The organism is Centipeda sp. (in: firmicutes), assembly GCF_057271695.1.
Window position 1 is genome coordinate 1 of record NZ_DBHIVL010000004.1, and the last position, 17256, is coordinate 17256.

The following is a 17256-nucleotide window of genomic DNA, read 5'->3' on the forward strand; positions in this document are numbered from 1 at the left end:
TATGAAGTCTTTTTCAATAAGGTGTTGCACTTGACTTGACAATTCGCCATCGAAAGAATCTGCTTGTTTGCTAAAGCATTCCTCATCCCGTCAAAACTGCGGGAATCTCCCCCGCAAAAGTGGCAGGAGGAAAAAGGCGATGATACCGTTGACAAGCCCCTCCATGATAAGTCCCGGCGTGGAGGCAAGTGCGGCAGACATACTAGCGTAAAGCACCGCCCCCGCAAAGGTATATGCCGCCGCCATCCAGAGACTTGAGAGGAGGAGCGCGGCGATGATACTTGCACGGGGTGCGATTGCATCCCCCCCGCGGCCGATGCGATAGACGATCTCCGCCATGACAAATTTGATGACAAGAGTCGGCACGATCCAAATGGCAAAGCCGCCGAGAAGATCGGCGAGTGCCGAGCCAATGCACGCGGCAACGAGCGCACTGCGGCGCGGCGTGAGAAGTGCAAGCAGGAAGATCACCGCGTCGCCGAGATGCGCATAGCCGAGCGGGATCGGGATGTGCGGCAGATAGGTTGCAACAAAGACGAGTGCCGTCATAAGCGCGGTAAAGACAAGTTCCTGTGTGGTGAATGATGTTTTTTTCATGTTCTGATGTTCCACGATCCTTTCCAAACTTTTCCTAATTTCTTCTATATCCTAGCACACAGCGTGCCAAAATTCAATCTGCACAAACGAAAACAATCTCCCCGCATCAAGAAAGGATGCAGGGAGGTCGTTTCCGTTTTTTTACGACAAAATGCGCACGAGATAGGTGAGCGAGTCCGACCAGAGCAGAACGCCGAGGAGGACGAGCACTACCCCCGCCGCCTGCTGGATGCGCGGGAGATACTGATAGAACGCACGTAGCTTCATGATGTGCCGCCGCCAGATGACGGCGAGCAGGAAGAATGGCACGGCAAAACCGAGACTGTAGACGAGGAGGAGCAGAGCACCCGCGCCGACGGTCGCCGTATCCCCCGCATAGAGAAGAATCGTCGCGAGCATCGGGCCAGTGCACGGTGTCCATCCGAGTGTGAAGCCGCAGCCGAGAAGGAATGCGCCCCCAATGCCGTCAAAGCCGCGCCGCTGAAACGGGCGGTACTCACGCAGGAGCAGCGGAATCCGTATCCAGCCCGTCATGAAAAGCCCCATGACGATAATCAGCACAGCCGCACCCTGCCGCAGAAGCTCCTGATAGGAGAAGAGCCACGCGCCGAGCAGCGATGCCGATGCACCGAGCAGAACAAAGACGAGCGTAAAGCCCGCCAGGAATGCGGTCGTATTCGCATACAGCCGTCGTGCCTCACCGCCATCCTGTTGACTGTTCTTCGCGAGAATCAGCGAGAACGTGGGCAGGAGCGGCAGGACACACGGCGAGATGAACGAGAGAAAGCCCGCGAGGAATGCCCCGCCGAGCAGGGTCATTTCCATACAGTTCGCCCTCCCTGCGTCACGCTTTTAGAGCTTGCCGATAACATCTTCCAGTTCCTCTTTCGTCACGCCGCCTGTCTTGCGGTAGACCACCTTCCCATCCTTATCCACGACGACAGTCGTCGGGATCGCGCGTACGCCGTAAAGCGTCGCCGCCGTTCCCTTCGTGTCGAGTACGACGGGCAGATCCGCCTTGCGCTCCTGCATGAATTTCTGCACGGGCGCAGCATCCTCCTGCAAATTGACGGCGTAGAAATCCACCGCATCCTTGTGCGCCGCATGGAACGCCGCGAGGTCGGGAATCTCCGCCTGACAAGGCGGACACCACGTCGCCCAGAAGTTGATGATGTAGGGCTTGCCCTTCGCCTCGACGGCGACATCCTCACCCGAGAGGTTCTTGAGTGTGAACGTCGGGGCAGACTCACCGCGCTGCCCTGAGCCCTTGCTCTGTTCGGCGGACGACTGTGCCTTTGCCGTCGCCCCCTGATCCGCGCTGTTGCTCGTACCGCAGCCCGCAATCATGCTGACTGCAAACACCGCCGCAAACAGTGCTGTATATCTTTTCTTCATAGGGTTTCCTTTCTGAATCATCAAAACGCAAAATTACCTAGTTCATACTGCGTCACGGAAAGAGTAGCAAGAGCCGCCGTCTCTGCGCGCAGAATCAATCGACCAAGCGAAACGGACTGCGCCCCTGCGGCTTGAATCGCCGCTGCCTCGGCGGGGGAAAATCCGCCCTCTGCACCGACGATGAGAACGATGCGCCGCGCGTCGACGGAGCGCAGCACCGTGCGCATGGACTGCGTGCGCTCCCCCTCATAGCAGAATACAACTGCCGTATCGGGTGCGTCAAAAAGATCCGCATCCTGCAAGAGCGCGAAGAGCGGCGCAATCGCCGCAACATGCATCAGTGCACTGCGCCCACACTGCTTTGCCGCCTCGTCCGCAATCTTCTGCCAACGCACAGACTTTGCCGCCGCCTTTTTCGCATCGTAGCGCACGACAACGTGCTCCGTCTCGATCGGATAGAGTGCGGATGCACCAAGCTCGACCGCCTTTTGCACGACAACGTCCATCTTCTCGCCCTTGAGAAGTGCCTGCACGAGAATGACCTCTGCGGATGCAGACACTTCGGGTGCCAGGTACTCCACCAAATGAAGGCGTACGGCATCGCGGTCAATCCCACTGACACGCATGCGGGCAGTCCGTCCGTCACCGTCTGCAACAACGATCTCATCGCCAATCTGCGCGCGCATAACGCGCGCGAGATGGTGGGCATCACCGCCCGTGATCTCGATCTCCTCCGCGAGTGCCCCCGCATAAAACAAGCGTCGCATCAGAGCTCCAACTCCGAGCTGCGGCGAATAATCATCGCCGCCCATTCCTTTTCACAGGTCATATCGAGCACAGTATAGCCATGTTCCGTCGCTGTGCGTTCGACATCCACAATGCGGTCGTCGATGATGCCCGAGGCGAGCAGAATCCCGCCCGGCGCGAGATGGCGGTCGAGCTGGTCAAAGAGGCGGATAATGATATCGGCGATGATGTTCGCCGTGATGAGCTCCGCCGGGTCTGTGCCCGCGCAGATGGAGAGCAGGTCACTCTCGAACACGGCGACGTTCGTAACATTGTTTGCGCGGACATTTTCCTCCGCAACGGAGACCGCGACGGGATCGTAGTCCATTGCAATGACCTCGCCCGCACCGAGCTTCGATGCAGCAATCGCGAGGATACCCGAGCCGCAGCCCACGTCATAGACGCGCATCTGCGGGCACACGATATGTTCCAGCCAACGCAGACACATCGCCGTCGTCGCGTGCGCCCCTGTACCGAACGCCGCGCCCGGGTCGAGGTCGATGACGATCTCATCCCCCTGCGGCGTGTACTCCTCCCACGTTGGGCGCACAACAATGCGCCGCCCGATCTTCTCCGTATGGATGTAGGCTTTCCATGTCTCCGCCCAGTCCTCATCAGCAACAAACGTGTGCGAGATCGCTCCCGCGCCGATGGGTGCGTCCACGCCGCGCAGATTCTCCACGCGCTCCGCGAGCGTCAGGAGACTGCCCTCCAGACGCGCGTCCTCGGGCAGGTAAGCGCACACGGTGACCGTGTCCGTGTCCTCGGCGCGCGGCAGATCGGTATAGTCCCAAAGCCCCGCATCGATGTACTCGTTCACGAGCGACGGATCGTCGATCTCCGTCCCTGCCGCACCAAGCTCCATCAGGATATTCCCTATGAGATCCGCGCCCTCGTGCGTCGTGACAACGCTCACCTGTGCCCAGCGCATTCCATCGCTCCCCTATAACTTCTTCCAAATTTTTCTCCATCGGTGAGATTCATTATACAGGAAGAAGATAGGAAATGCGATATTTTTTTGCCAAAGAGGAAAAAAAGCCGCCGCAAACACATACGGCAGCCTTCTCTCTATGCAGATTCGTTTAGGGAAGCACTGATAAATTCAGCACTGCCATCTTGGTGCATCTGTTTTCGCCCTGCCTGTGTCGACAAATCCTCCACATAGCCTCTGCTATGCGTCCGGTTTGTCTCCTTGGCAGGACATAAAATCTGCACCAATCTGACAGACTTCATTTTATCAGCGATTCCTTAGAACTCCGTCTGCCAGAGTCCATGCAGGTTGCAGAACTCAATGACCTTCACCGGCGCATCGCCGTCCGCAAGGCGGAACGTCGCCTCGGGGGCATCCGTCGCCGTGAGGTTGACGCGCTGAACGCCCTTCTTCGTCACAAGGATGATGTAGGCAATGAGATGCTCCTCCGTCATCGGGTGTGCGACCGAGCCGACCGTGACATGCACCTCGTTCTTCGCAGCGTCATAGGTCGCCACGGGAACGTGCTTCTCCTTCGCCGCATCGACCGAGTTCGGATCAATCGCCTTCAGCGGTGTACCGCAGCACGCGAGATCCAGTGCCTCGTCGCCATAGACCTCGACCACATGAGTCTTTCCTGCAAGATAAAATACTGACATAGTGAACCCTCCTATTGCGGAAGCATCTGCTTCCTATTCGTAAATACACAGCAAAGTAAACGATAGAAACATTGTGGAGTGTGAAAGATGCCATAGACCGTATCTATTTTCTCTTTCACAAATAATAATTCTCCACAAAATAAAATTCTCCTTCTTTTCCCTAAAAATTTTTTGAAAAACTTATTTTCTTTCCGCCGCATTCGTATCGATAAAATCCTGCACAAGATAGCGCGGACGACGTTTGACCTCGAGGTAGATCTTCGCAACGTACTCACCGATGACACCGATCGAAAGCAAGATCAGCCCGCCGAGGAACCAGAGCGAGACGATGAGACTCGTCCAGCCGACAATCGTCTCGCCGATGAAGTGGCGTACAATCGACCAAATGAGCATCAGCCCGCTGATGAACGAGATGAACATCCCCAGCTGCGAGATCAGACGAATCGGACGCGCCGAGAGCGAGGTCACGCCCTCCCACGCAAACGCAGCCATGCGCCGCCACGGATATTTCGAATCGCCTGCGAGACGCTGTCGCCGCGTGTAGTAGACGATATCGTGTGTGAGCCCGATCATGGGCACGATCCCACGCAGGAAGAGATTGACCTCGGGATACTCCGCGAGTGCCGTAAGCGCACGGCGATCCATCAGGCGAAAATCCGCATGGTTGAACACGATGTCCGCACCAAGCGCACGCATCGCACGATAGAAACTCTCCGCCGTAAAACGCTTGAGGAAGGTGTCCGACGCACGGTTTTCGCGCACACCGTAGACGATATTCGCCCCCGCCGCATGCTTTTCAAGCATCGCATCGATTGCATTGATATCGTCCTGCAAATCTGCGTCCATGCTGATCGTCACATCCGCATACGGAAGAACAGTCATCAGTCCCGCGAGCAGGGCATTCTGATGCCCCTCGTTGTGCGCGAGGTTGATGCCGGAAAAGAGCGTACTCTGCTGCGCACACGCCGCAATCAGCTCCCATGTGCGGTCACGGCTGCCATCGTTGACGAAGGCGATGCGGCTCTTTGCACTCACCTTTTCCGCCGCAATCAACGCAGTCATCTTTTGCTGCAGCTTCTCCGCCGTATCGGCCAGAACCTCCTGCTCGTTGTAGCAGGGCACAACGAGATAGAGTATGGGTGCCGTCATTCCACATCATCCTTAAAGATACACAGGCCATCCTTTTCCTCGACAAGCTGCCAATTCTCGGCGCCGAGCTCCTTCTTCATCTTCTGATACATGAAGTCACGCATGATAATGTACTTTGGACGTTCATCTGCACGCAGTGCAGCAAGGGACTCGGCGCGGTTCGTATCCGCCTCGATGCCTGGGATGTCCGTATAGAGCATCACACCCGGGCGCAGCTGCTTGTCAATGTAGAGAGCACGCCCCTCTGCCTCTGCCGCCGCATGATAGTCTGCGGCATATGTGAGAGCAACCTGCTTCACGCTGAAATGTCCCTCAATCGCGGGCATCATAAAGCCGAATGCGATCACCATGGTAACGACACCCGCGACAACGTGCAGCCATGCCGCACGCATGAGATCATGAGACGCTGTGATGCAGTAGACGATTGCCGCACCGAGGAGAAGCGTGATCGCACCAAGCCAGAGCCCACCCTCGGCAAGCGGAGCGAGACTGTCCCCGCTCATGAGCCAGCCCAGCCCTAGCACGAGGAACATGAGCGCACTCCCACCAGCCCATGCGAAATGGGTCTGCCGCCAGTCATCCAGCATACGCGCAAGATTCCACCCGATGATGGTAGAGAGTGCGGGGGTCAGGAGCAGCATATAGGAGACCTGTTTGGTCTGTGCAATTGAGAAAAAAATGAGGACGAAGATCCACCACGCCTGAAAGAATGTGAGCAGCTGCACCTCCTCGCCAAAGCTGTGGCGAAACGCATTTTTCACCGACTGGACGAGCAGTCCCGTCCACGGGAAGAAGCCGAGGATCACGACGGGCAGGTAGAACCACCAATGTGCACGCACGGGATGGAGCGGCGCGGTGAAGCGGCTGACGTTGTGGAAGCCGATGAACTCGTAGATGAACGCCATGCCGTGCATCTCGTACATATAGAGATACCACGGAAGTCCCACGACAACAACGAGCAGCAGCCCTCGCAGGACGTGCATGCGGAGGAGCTGTTCCAGCTGACGTGTCGCAAGCAGATAGAAAAAGACAATCCCTGCCGGGAAAACCACACCGATGGGGCCTTTTGTCATCATCGCAAGCCCGCACGCAAGGTACATCAGCCAGTACTGGCGATGGATGAAGGAAAAGAGTGCTGCCGTCATGAAAAAAAGCAGCGTCGAGTCCGTCACGGATGCCTTTCCCATATACATGAGGATGATGCTCGTCCCCATGACCATCCCCGACCAGAAGCCTGTCCGCGCACCGAAGAGCCGCGCCGACGCTAGTGCCGTCATGAGGATCGAGCCAATCGCCATGAGCGCAGCGGGCAGCCGCGCCGCAATCTCGCTGAATCCACCGAACAGCTTCAGCGATGCCACGACCAGCCAGTAGAAGATCGGCGGCTTATCATACCAGAACTCGTTGTAGATACGCGGCGAGAGATAGTCGCCAAAGCGAATCATCTCCTTTGCCGTCTCCGCATAGACCGGTTCATCGGGGTCAAGCAGTGCCGTCCCGCCGATGCCAAAGAGGATCTGAAAGGATATGATAACGAGCAGGACGAGATAGACCGGCCATGCAAGATTTTTTTCGTCATTCACGCAGATATACACCTCACATAGTTGAGGAAGCACTGATAAATTCAGCCACATCATCTTGACGCATCTTTTTCGCCCGCACTTCGTCGACAAAGCCTCCACATAGTCCTTGCTATGCGTCCGGTTGATCTCCTTGACCGAACAAAAAATCTGTACCAATCCGACAGACTTCATTTTATCAGCGATTCCTTGAAATCATCTGCATTGTATCATATAAAAAAATTTTTACAACCGAACAAGCGCACTATCATTTGTTTGGCGATGACAGACACAAAAAAGGGAACCGCCGCTGCTGCAGCAGTCCCCATAAAACAGATGCTCAATAAATTTCGATGGTCGCACCGGCCTTCACATCATCCTTCGTAAACGGTGCATCGCCGTGCAGCATGATACAGCCGGGACGCTCCGCCGTATCGCCGCCCTTGAACGAGAGCGTACAGTGCCCGAGCGACCTCAGCGTATGAAGTGCCTCATCTCCGATTGCCGTGATCGTAAATGCCTTGTCGCAGACAATCACTGTATCACCGACGGCGGGATCCTCGCTGTATTCTGTCTCCGTATGCAGCACAGAGAACTCCACCAACTCCTCCGGCGCATCATCGTTGAAAAGAATGATAAAATTCGTATTTGGATCATCCAGGAAAACAAGAGCCCCATCGCCCCAACGCGTGATCTTACAGTGGAATTTCATACTGCATCCTCCAGTCTCATGGAATTACTCTGTCTTTACTGACACTATCATACTATATCCCCATGATTTAGTAAAGACCAAGGAGGCATGTGTTGTCATAAAGAATAAAAACCTAAATTGCAATATCAAATCGGACAGTAGTAGGTAACAGAATCAAAAATTATGAGCGAAGATTTTTTAGTGCAGCATCGAAACACTCTTGCGGCGTCTCATAACCTAGAATTTTGCGTGGCAGCGTATTGATCCAATCCTCTACACGCTGTACTTCTTCCTCGCTCAAGTTCGTCATATCCATGCCCTTCGGAATGAAATACCGAACGAGTGCATTCTGCTTCTCGTTCGTTCCACGTTCCCAAGGCGCGTAAGGATGCGCATAGTACACCTTCACCTCGGGAATGACTTCTTGCAGACGGGCGAACTCGCTCCCATTGTCACAGGTAATCGTACGAAACACCTGTGAAAACTGTGCTCCATAGAGCTCTCTGCGTTTGGCAATGCCTTCGGCAACCGCCTCCGCAGTCTTCGCCCGAATCTTTATGAGATGCCTCTTTCGCTTCTTACGTTCATCAGCGGCAAGCAGAACAGGATCTGTTCCCTTTTTCCCGACAATGGTGTCAAGCTCCCAGTTGCCAAAGGTAACACGCTCGTCAACCAGCGGATCACGTTGGTCGATACGCTCACCGAAGGATCTATGATTGTCGTCGGTCTTCTTCTCTTTGTGTTTGCGGCGTACCTTCTGGCGTAGGTCGATGTTTTTGACCTTGAGCAGCCCCATGGCGATGTAGTTGTAGATGGTCTTCGTGCAGACCTGAACCGCAAATAGATGGGTACGTTTGGCGCGCCCGCAGATTGCGTCAGGTGCGTGCTTATCTTTGAGAATGCGGTCTTCTACATAACGGATGAAGTCTCGTGCTGCATTGAACTTGGAAGGCTTTCCGGAGTTCTTTCGATGACGCTCATAAACGATTTGACCGGTTTCGGCAAAATACCGGTCATAGTACGTCCAGTCTGAACGCATCTGCCTTGTTGTACCACGCTTTATTTCAGCGTACAGGGTGGAACGTGCGATGCCGAGGTCTTTGGCGATTTTCACCTTAGGGATTCCAAGACGGAGCATCGCTTCGATCTGCCCGCGCTGATAGGCGTTTAGGTGTTTGAATGTGCGGCGTTTTGTGGTAGAATGTGTATGGGACATACAGAACCTCCTGGTGGTGTTTTGGCAAAGATATTTTACCAGATCGATTCTGTATGTTCTACTTTTTTATGTGTCCGTTTACAAATGTATTAAACAAGGTTCTCCGCACAGTCAATGTCCGTGATCAGGACATTGATAAAGCCGCCGCGAATGGCGCCGCGTACGGCATCCTTCTTGGCACGCCCGCCCGCAACACCGACACGGCGCGGGATCTTCTGCAGCGTATCGAGCGGGATGCCCGCCACACGGTCGTTAAAGTCTTGGAACGGCGTCGTATCGCCGTTCGCGTCAAAATACCGCAGTGCAATATCTCCCACTGCTCCGCGCGCCGCAAACTCCTCCAAAATCGTATGATCGACATAACCGGTCCGCAGAATGGTCGAATGCTCCGTCGAGGGGATTCCGATCCCCATGAGGACGAGATCCAGACGGGAATACAGGCGGATCACATTCCGTATCGTCTTTTCCTGCAAAAATCCCTCGAGCACCTCGCGGCGCGAAAATACCGCCGGCGAGAAGAACTGGATGCAGTCCCCGACGAAGCGGTCGGCGAACTCCTGCGCGAGGTAGTTGGAGTGGATGTCGAGACGGCTCTCGGCGACGCCGCCCACAAGCGGAACAAAGGTCGCCTTGATCGGACTGCGGATGAAGTAATCCGAGCGCACGACGTTCTGGATCGCAAGGCCCATCGTGATGCCGACGAGATAGCCGTCCATCAGGACGCGTGACAGATACTCGAGCGTCGCACTGCCGATCTCCGAGTTGATGGGATATTGCCCATCCGAGATGGGGCTGGAGGGAACGATGATGACCTCCTGCAGGTTGTATTTTTTTTCGAGCTCGCGCTCCATCTTGCCGTAGGCAATATTGTCCAGATTCTGGATCTCGATGCGGACGATGCCGCGCTCCTTGCCGATCGTGAGCATACGCGAGACGGTCGGGCGCGAGATGCCGAGCACCTCACAGATCTCCTTCTGCCCCAGTCCGTCCTGATAGTAGAGGCTGCAGCACTTAAAGATGAGACGTACATCGTCAACAATTCTCTTCATCGTGAACCCCTCTCATGAACTTTGGAACACATTCTTCCCTTTGTGATACTCATTGACATATTTTCTATAACTTTGTCAAAAAAGGGGCCGCCGCTGCTGCGGCAGCCCCCCCTATGAGCTTTGCTCTAATGAATTTCGATGCTTGCCCCCATCTTTAAATCGTCCTTTACAAGCGCCACATCGCCTTGAAGCATGATGCAGCCCGGACGCTCCGGCGTATCGCCGCCCTTGAACGAGAGAGTGCAGTGCCCGAGTTCCTTGAGCGTATGGAGTGCCTCATCCCCGACTGCCGTGATCGTGAACGCCTTATCACAGATGATCATCGTATCACCGACAGCGGGATCCTCGTTGTAGTTCGCCGGTGTATGAAGCACGGAAAACTCCGCGAGCTCCGCCGGTGCGTTATTGTTGAAGATGATGATAAAGTTGGCATTCGGATCGTCGAGGAAGAGGAGTGCCTCTGCGCCCCAGCTCGTGATTTCGCAATAGTATTTCATGCTGCATCCTCCTGTCTTGCAGATATACGCCGCTCCGAGATGAAGCAAGCTCCCGTATTCCCTATGCCCGCTTTTCCTCACGGTGCTTCATATAGAGATAGATCTTCTCGGTGACAATGCCGCGAACCAGAATGACGACAATGCCTACAAGGAAATAGCGGACGGCAAGATCGCCAAGCGGCAGGCCGAGTGTCGTAATCCCCGCCGCAATCCCCATATAGACGAAGAGCTCTCCCCCATTTGCGTGCGGGAAGAGTCCCGTCACAGGATGAACGAAGCTGACTGCCGCATCGTAGTAGGCAGGCTTGTACTTCGGATCGACGAAGCTGCCGAACGTATAGCACATTGGATTGCCGAGGAAGAGCACGGCAAGCACGGGGAGAACGGTATAACGCGTGATGATGTTCTGTGTCGCACGCTGCGCCACACCATTCACACGATCCTCTCCGATGAGCTTGATGAGTGAGTTGACCGCCGTCATCATGATGACGAGCAGAGGAATGATCCCCGTGACCCACGACGTAAAAGTCGCCGCACCTGCGCGGAAGAGATCCATAAAGCCGTTTGCTACGGTTGCTATCAGTTCCATAATACTATATCCCTCCCGATTAGTAAAGGCCTATGCTCGCCGCGTAGGCAATCAGCACCGCCAAGGGGCCCGTGATGACGCGCGAGTAGAGAACGGCAGGTACCCCCAGCTCAATGGTCTCGGGGTCCGCCTCACCGAGGCTCAGCCCGACCGGAACGAAGTCCGCGCCGACCTGTGCATTGATTGCAAAGAGCGCAGGCAGGGCGTACTGCGGCGGAATGTTGCCCATGCCGATCTGTGCGCCGAGTAGCGTTCCGACCACCTGCGCGATAACAGCACCAGGCCCGAGCACGGGCGAGATGAAGGGGATCGCGCAGATGAGAGAGATGATGAGCATGCCGGGCAAGGTGCTCGCAAGCGGAGAGATCGTATTCGCGATGACATTGCCGAGCCCTGAGACGGAGATGATGCCGAGGATCATGGAGACGAACGCCATAAACGGCAGGATGCTCTTGATCGTGATGTCGATGGTTTCGCGGCCCGCAGCGTAGAACTTGTTGACCACACCGCCGATGGCGATGCCGAGACGCGTGACGAAATTCTTTTCGCGGCCCGCCTGCATTGCCGCAATCTCGGCCTTTGCCTCTGCCTTCGTCTTTGGCGTAGAGACAGGTGCAGCTGCTGCCGCCGCTGCCGCGGTCTCGCTCTCGTCCGCCGGAGAGAGGCAGGAGAGATCGACTGCCGAAACGTAGAGTTCCTTCGTGATGAACTGTGCGAGCGGCCCTGTCTTTCCAACAGGAAGCACGTTTGCCGTCAGAATCCCCTTCTTCGGGTAGACGCCGCAGCGCGCGGTACCGCCGCAGTCTACGACAGCGAGCAGGATCTCCTCATCCGACACCCCCGTCGAGAACCCGTCGACCGCCGTGCAGCCCGTCATCTCGGCAATCTTTGCCGCAAGCGGATGTACACCGCCGCCCGTAACGCTGACGATCTTGCTGCGTGTCTCCGTCGGAACGAGCACGAGCGGCCCGCCCCATCCGCCTTTGCCGGCGACAATCTTCACAGAGTGATACATGCGTTTTCCTCCTATGCGTTAAACTTTTTATATTCAGGCAGAACTCCATGTGAGGCTCCTGCCGCAACTACTCCGATTCCTGCTGCTCCGATGTACGCAGTCTGGTAATCAGTGCATCGAGCGCCTGTATATGCCCCTTGTAGTGCATGCGGTGCTTCTCGGGAAGTGCGGCGTATTCCGCGCGCAGATCGTAGATCGTCCGTCCCGCGATGCCCTCCATCGGACGAAAGCGGCTGAGGATCGTCATCCCCTGCATAATTCGCCCATCCAAAATCTCGCCCGCGGAATTGCACGCGATGACAACAATATTCGAAGCCCCGAGCTTTCGGCGGCGCGAACCGATGCCCACATTGCCGAGCTTGTGCATTTCGCGCACAGCCCCCTTGTATGCCTTCACCTGCAGATGTGTCCCAATGACCTGGATGACAAAGAGCAGGAACACCGCGCCGACGAGCATTTCTGTCTGCAAAATATCCCCCCTTCGATTTCCCCATTTCACCTGACAAAATAAATTATACCATTCATACCTATTTTTTACAATAATCACTTTCTTGAACTTTTGTAAATGTATTTTGATGCGCACGTCAGCTATTATCATTTGTTCCTGCCGACGCGCTCCAAATCAAAAAGCTGCCGAAATGCGGCAGCCCTTTGTAAGCGATTAAACTATGCTGTTTTCGAGATGAGGTTGATGTAATGCGTAAGCACCCTGCGCATCCCCTCATCCGATGCCTTCTGCACCTCGATCAGGGAGTTCGTCCCCACCGCCCTGATCTCATCGATTGCCCCGACAAGGAAATCCGTATAGACATTCAGCTTCGTGATCCCCTCGTACACAGCACGGCGCAGATTCTCGTCCCCCGTGCCGGAACCACCGTGCAGAACGAGCGGAACAGGGACAGCTGCAGCGAGCTCGCGCAGCCGCTCAAAGTTCAGCTCCGGCGTCCGATTGCTCGCGTAAACGCCGTGCGAGGTACCAATGGAAACAGCGAGCGAGTCCACCCCGGTAGCCTCTGCAAAGGTCACCGCCTCCTCCACAGTCGTATAGACACTCTCCGAAGTTGCGCCCTCAATCCCCTCGGACGCACCGCCCACATGGCCGATCTCCGCCTCGACGCTGACGCCCTTCGTATGCGCATAGGCGACGACCTCCTTCGTCAGGCGGATATTCTCGTCCATGTCCTTCATCGAGGCATCCAGCATAACGGAGGTAAAACCAAGCGAAATCGCGCGCTGCAGGAAATCAAAGTCCTGCCCATGATCGAGATGCAGAACAATCGGTGTGTCAACCTTCTCCGCCCAGAACTTTCCTACAAGCGCTGCCTCCTCGAGAGAGATCAGCCCCGCATGCCCCTGTGCAAAGGAGAGGAGAATCGGCGTTTTGAGTGCGTCCGCTGTCTGCACGAAGACGCGAGCGGCATTCAGCGTAAGAAAATCAGGGGCAACAATACCGTAATGCCCTGCCTTCGCCGCGCTGAGCACGGACTTTCCATCGACCAACATGAGGATTCCTCCTTTTCTGAAAACGCATTGATTTTGTGCCTATCATATTTCAGAGCAATCCATTTGTCAATTATTTTATTTACCAGTGGTTATTATTTTGTTGAGCGTACGCGAAAGCGGCTGCGAAATGCGTCCGCCTTCGAGGTCGCATACTGGATGATCTGTCCCTCGCGGTCCGTCGTCAGAATGCGCGTGACGAAAATCGGTGCCTCCTCTGCCACCTCGAGATAGAGGGCAATCTCGGGAGTTGCGCAGATCACCTCGATCGTCTTGTCCTCAGCATAGGGATGCACACCATGCGCCTCAAGCGTGCGCAGGAGACCGTTCTGCGTGAAGTCGATGTGCACGAGGTCGGGGCAGAGTGCGAGCGGGATGTAATCATCCGTCACGGCATAGATCTTCTCATCCACATAGCGCAGACGTTTCAAATGAAAGACAAGCGTCTCCTCGGCAAGGCCAAGCATCGCTGCGAGATTCCCACGCGCAGGTTCGACGAGCTGCTGCAGTACGGAGCTGCGCGTAACACGCCCTTCCGCCGAGAACATCTGCGCCAGACCGAAGCCGCGCCGTGCCGCCTCGGAGTAATCCACGGGGATCTTCTCTCCCGTGTAGAACGAGCCGCGCCCCTGCATGCGCACGATCTTGTTTTCCATCTCGAGCAATTCAAGTGCCTTGCGCACGGTCGGACGGCTCACACCGAGCATCTGACACAGCTCTCTCTCGCCTGGAATCGGCGAGAAATACGCGAGCTCCGTGAATTGTCGCTCCATCGCATCTCGAATCTTCTCGTGCAGCCGCTGTTGCTTTTTGCTCGTCATGGATGTGCCTCCCTTCTCTTTTACTTTTGTTATAGTATGTGATTACTTATCCTTTTGTCAACAGAAAACCTTCTTGCAGTCACCTCTTACCTGTGGTAATATTTAATTAACCAGTGGTAATAAATCAACGCATACAGGAGGTCTTATCATGAAGAGCAGTCTTGCCCCATTCCTCGTCGTCAACCCGAAGTCCTATCTCTATGGCAAGGAGTCGCTTGCACTCGCGCGCGCTGCCGATCATGCGGCCAAGGAGACGGGGCTGAAGATCTATTTTACCTGCCCCTTCGCCGATATTCGCTATGTGAGCGAAAACACCGAGGCGATTATCGTCACGGCACAGGCGATGGAGAGCCTGCGCCCCGGCCGCGGCATGGGACATCTCCTGCCCGAGGCACTCTACGAGGCAGGGGCACGTGCAACCTTCCTCAATCATGCGGAGAACCCCATGACAATGGCCGAGCTTGCAAAGACGATTGTCCGCGCACGCGAACTGGACATCGAGACGATTGCGTGCGCAGATTCGCTCGCCGAGGGCACTGCCATCGCCGCATTCCGCCCCGATATTCTGCTCTGCGAGCCAACCGATCTCATCGGTACAGGAAAAACCGCAGATGACAGCTACACGACCTCAATCGTTGCGAAGATCCGCAGCATTGATCCGTCCATCGGCATCATGATTGCCTCCGGCATCACAACGGCAGATGATGTCTACCGCGTCGTACGACTCGGTGCAGACGGCAGCGGTGCGACGAGCGGAATTCTGAACGCTCCCGATCCGGCGCAGCGCATCATGGAGATGGCCGCGGCAATCGTGCGTGCCGCCGAAGTGCGTGAGGCCCAGGGAAACGCGGCATAGCGCAAAGGAGATATATACATGGCTGTATTCAAGAAGAAGCTGGCCCTCACCTCACACGGAGGCACACCGACCTTTATCAACATCACGGAGGAACTGCGCGCCGCCATCGAGGAGAGCAAAATCAACGAAGGTATCGCAACGGTCATCTCGCCGCATACGACCTGCGGGGTCTTCTTCGAGGAGTTCGTGCACGATGTGGACGAGACGGGCACAGAGTTCCTGCAGAACGATCTGAACGCCGTCCTCGAGAAGCTGATCCCGAACCAGACGGGCTGGAACCAATACCAGTACCCGGGAGAGGAGCACTACCGTGCCGTCGAGAGCTGGCCGGATGCCGAGGCATACCTGCCCGGCGGTGACCGCACGGCTCTTTGGAACTGCGACGCTCACCTGAAGGCAACTCTCATTGGCTCCTCGGAGACCTTCGAAGTCGCAGGCGGCAAACTCGCCGTTGGGACAACGGGCTACTGCTACTTTGTCGACTTCGACCGCACACGTGCCCGCACGCGAAAATGCACGATTGTGGTCATGGGTGAGTAAGAAGATATAATGTAAGCCTCGCAAGTTTTGCGAGGCTTTTGTATTGCAGCAAATGTACGGAAAGACAGAGCTCATATAAAATGGGCTGCCGCAAAACGACAGCCCCAGAAGAAACTTCCTTAGTGGATCTCGATGGTCATCCCTGCGCTGATATCGTCCTTCATCAGCGGTGCATCCCCCTGCAGCATGATGCAGCCCGGACGCTCCGCCGTCTCACCGCCCTTGAACGAAAGCGTACAGTGCCCCAGCTCCTTGAGCGTATCGAGCACCTCATCGCCAATCGCCGTAATCGTGAATGCCTTGTCGCAGACCACCATCATATCGCCAACGGCAGGATCTTCATTGTAGTTCGCCGGCGTATGCAGCACGGAGAACGCTGCCAGCTCCGCCGGGGCATTATCATTGAAGATAATGATGAAGTTGGTGTCCGGATTGTCGAGGAAGAGGAGCGCTTCATCGCCCCAGCTCGTGATTTCGCAATAGTATTTCATGCAGCATCCTCCTGTTGCACGGAATATTCCTCTGTATGTCCAGCCTTAGCCGCGCGTCTTGCCGCCCGCGACGTTGTAGGTGACGCCGTGGATGTAGGAGGCACGCTCGGAGGCGAGGTAGACAACAAGGTCGGCGACCTCGGCGAGCTTGCCGCTGCGTCCGAGTGGTGTAGTCTTCGTGCTTGCATAGCCCTTGCGCAGATCATCAACCGTGATGCCGCGCGTATAGGCGAGTGCTTCCTCATAGGCGAGGGTACGCAGCCCCGTCGCTTCAAGAATGCCGGGTGCAACGCCGATGACGCGCACGCCGTACTTGCCGAACTCCTTTGCCCACGAACGTGTGAAGGAGTTGACGGCGTTCTTTGTCGCGGCGTAGATGCTCTGTCCCTCAGAGCCCTCGATGCCGCTCTCAGAGCTCATGTTGATGAGTACGCCGTGTCCCTGTGCGACGAGCTCGCGCCCGACTGCCTGCGCACAGAGGTAGACCCCCTTGAGATTGACCGCTGTCACTTTCTCGAATACGCTGTCGTCCAGTTCGTACTTCCCGTGCGGGTCGTTCGGGTCGACGAGAAGGCGCGGAATATTGATGCCGGCATTGTTGACGAGGATGTCGATGCTGCCAAACCTCTTCTTTGCCTTCTCCACCATTGCCTCGACGCTCGCACGCTTCGTCACGTCGGTGACAACGTAGAGAACCTTACCACGTGTTTCGTCAAATTCGGGAGGCTCAGGGTTCATATCACAGACGACGACGTTCGCGCCCTGCGCCAAAAAGCCCTCCACGACCGCCTTGCCGATGCCTGACGCACCGCCCGTGACGATTGCCGTTTTTCCTTCCAGATGCAACCAGCTCATAATCTATTCTCCTTCTGCACG

21 protein-coding genes and 1 pseudogene are annotated in these 17256 nt (G+C 55.9%); 2 read left to right on the forward strand and 20 right to left on the reverse strand.

What is annotated here, in order from left to right:
- Positions 1-90 precede the first annotated feature (90 nt).
- From ACO6BQ_RS01420 to ACO6BQ_RS01505, 18 genes and pseudogenes are all read right to left on the reverse strand, one after another.
- The gene (locus ACO6BQ_RS01420) at positions 91-597 is read right to left on the reverse strand and encodes an ECF transporter S component (RefSeq protein ID WP_489118950.1); all 507 of its coding nucleotides are present in this window, start codon (positions 595-597) and stop codon (positions 91-93) included.
- Positions 598-738: 141 nt separating this feature from the next.
- Positions 739-1422, reverse strand: coding sequence for a cytochrome c biogenesis CcdA family protein (locus ACO6BQ_RS01425; protein ID WP_489118954.1), 684 nt, complete (start codon positions 1420-1422; stop codon positions 739-741).
- A gap of 27 nt (positions 1423-1449) precedes the next feature.
- On the reverse strand, positions 1450-1992 hold the full coding sequence (locus ACO6BQ_RS01430; protein WP_489118956.1) for a TlpA family protein disulfide reductase: 543 nt from the start codon (positions 1990-1992) through the stop codon (positions 1450-1452).
- A 20-nt stretch (positions 1993-2012) separates the two neighbouring features.
- Positions 2013-2759 (reverse strand): 16S rRNA (uracil(1498)-N(3))-methyltransferase, encoded by a 747-nt coding sequence (locus ACO6BQ_RS01435; protein WP_489118958.1) that lies wholly within the window; start codon positions 2757-2759, stop codon positions 2013-2015.
- A complete protein-coding gene (gene prmA / locus ACO6BQ_RS01440) occupies positions 2759-3709 on the reverse strand; it encodes a 50S ribosomal protein L11 methyltransferase (RefSeq protein WP_489118960.1) in 951 nt (316 codons plus the stop codon). Before prmA ends, ACO6BQ_RS01435 begins: the two co-directional genes overlap by 1 nt.
- Before the next feature lie 151 nt (positions 3710-3860).
- Positions 3861-4011, reverse strand: a pseudogene (locus ACO6BQ_RS01445) (secretion protein HlyD).
- Between the two features lie 15 nt (positions 4012-4026).
- A complete protein-coding gene (locus ACO6BQ_RS01450; protein ID WP_489118962.1) occupies positions 4027-4407 on the reverse strand; it encodes a desulfoferrodoxin family protein in 381 nt (126 codons plus the stop codon).
- A gap of 180 nt (positions 4408-4587) precedes the next feature.
- The gene (locus tag ACO6BQ_RS01455; protein WP_489118964.1) at positions 4588-5556 is read right to left on the reverse strand and encodes a glycosyltransferase family 2 protein; all 969 of its coding nucleotides are present in this window, start codon (positions 5554-5556) and stop codon (positions 4588-4590) included.
- Positions 5553-7139, reverse strand: coding sequence for an ArnT family glycosyltransferase (locus ACO6BQ_RS01460; protein WP_489118966.1), 1587 nt, complete (start codon positions 7137-7139; stop codon positions 5553-5555). The genes ACO6BQ_RS01455 and ACO6BQ_RS01460 overlap by 4 nt, the downstream gene beginning before the upstream one ends.
- A 316-nt stretch (positions 7140-7455) precedes the next feature.
- Positions 7456-7827, reverse strand: a complete 372-nt coding sequence (locus ACO6BQ_RS01465) for a PTS glucitol/sorbitol transporter subunit IIA (RefSeq protein ID WP_489118970.1) — start codon at positions 7825-7827, stop codon at positions 7456-7458.
- A 160-nt stretch (positions 7828-7987) separates the two neighbouring features.
- Positions 7988-9022, reverse strand: coding sequence for an IS30 family transposase (locus ACO6BQ_RS01470; protein ID WP_489118973.1), 1035 nt, complete (start codon positions 9020-9022; stop codon positions 7988-7990).
- 89 nt (positions 9023-9111) lie between these two features.
- Positions 9112-10071, reverse strand: coding sequence for a sugar-binding transcriptional regulator (locus ACO6BQ_RS01475; RefSeq protein WP_489118977.1), 960 nt, complete (start codon positions 10069-10071; stop codon positions 9112-9114).
- A gap of 125 nt (positions 10072-10196) precedes the next feature.
- On the reverse strand, positions 10197-10568 hold the full coding sequence (locus ACO6BQ_RS01480; protein ID WP_489118978.1) for a PTS glucitol/sorbitol transporter subunit IIA: 372 nt from the start codon (positions 10566-10568) through the stop codon (positions 10197-10199).
- A 61-nt stretch (positions 10569-10629) separates the two neighbouring features.
- A complete protein-coding gene (gene srlA / locus ACO6BQ_RS01485; protein WP_489118981.1) occupies positions 10630-11157 on the reverse strand; it encodes a PTS glucitol/sorbitol transporter subunit IIC in 528 nt (175 codons plus the stop codon).
- 19 nt (positions 11158-11176) lie between these two features.
- Entirely contained in the window at positions 11177-12172 is a 996-nt protein-coding gene (srlE, locus tag ACO6BQ_RS01490; protein WP_489118984.1) for a PTS glucitol/sorbitol transporter subunit IIB, read from the reverse strand.
- Positions 12173-12239: 67 nt separating this feature from the next.
- Positions 12240-12641, reverse strand: coding sequence for a transcriptional regulator GutM (locus ACO6BQ_RS01495; RefSeq protein WP_489118988.1), 402 nt, complete (start codon positions 12639-12641; stop codon positions 12240-12242).
- Between the two features lie 197 nt (positions 12642-12838).
- Positions 12839-13675 (reverse strand): class II fructose-bisphosphate aldolase, encoded by an 837-nt coding sequence (locus ACO6BQ_RS01500; RefSeq protein WP_489118991.1) that lies wholly within the window; start codon positions 13673-13675, stop codon positions 12839-12841.
- 92 nt (positions 13676-13767) lie between these two features.
- Positions 13768-14493, reverse strand: a complete 726-nt coding sequence (locus ACO6BQ_RS01505; protein WP_489118995.1) for a GntR family transcriptional regulator — start codon at positions 14491-14493, stop codon at positions 13768-13770.
- Positions 14494-14641: 148 nt separating this feature from the next.
- On the opposite strand from ACO6BQ_RS01505, the gene ACO6BQ_RS01510 reads away from it, so the two are divergent.
- Complete coding sequence (locus tag ACO6BQ_RS01510) at positions 14642-15349, forward strand: triose-phosphate isomerase (RefSeq protein ID WP_489118999.1); 708 nt, start codon at positions 14642-14644, stop codon at positions 15347-15349.
- Between the two features lie 18 nt (positions 15350-15367).
- Positions 15368-15889, forward strand: a complete 522-nt coding sequence (locus ACO6BQ_RS01515) for a YjbQ family protein (RefSeq protein WP_489119004.1) — start codon at positions 15368-15370, stop codon at positions 15887-15889.
- Between the two features lie 119 nt (positions 15890-16008).
- Here the strand turns inward: ACO6BQ_RS01515 and ACO6BQ_RS01520 are convergent, their stop codons facing one another.
- Positions 16009-16380, reverse strand: a complete 372-nt coding sequence (locus ACO6BQ_RS01520) for a PTS glucitol/sorbitol transporter subunit IIA (RefSeq protein WP_489119007.1) — start codon at positions 16378-16380, stop codon at positions 16009-16011.
- Between the two features lie 45 nt (positions 16381-16425).
- Positions 16426-17235: an SDR family oxidoreductase gene (locus ACO6BQ_RS01525; protein ID WP_006692785.1), complete on the reverse strand. Its 810-nt coding sequence runs from the start codon at positions 17233-17235 to the stop codon at positions 16426-16428.
- Positions 17236-17256: the final 21 nt, after the last annotated feature.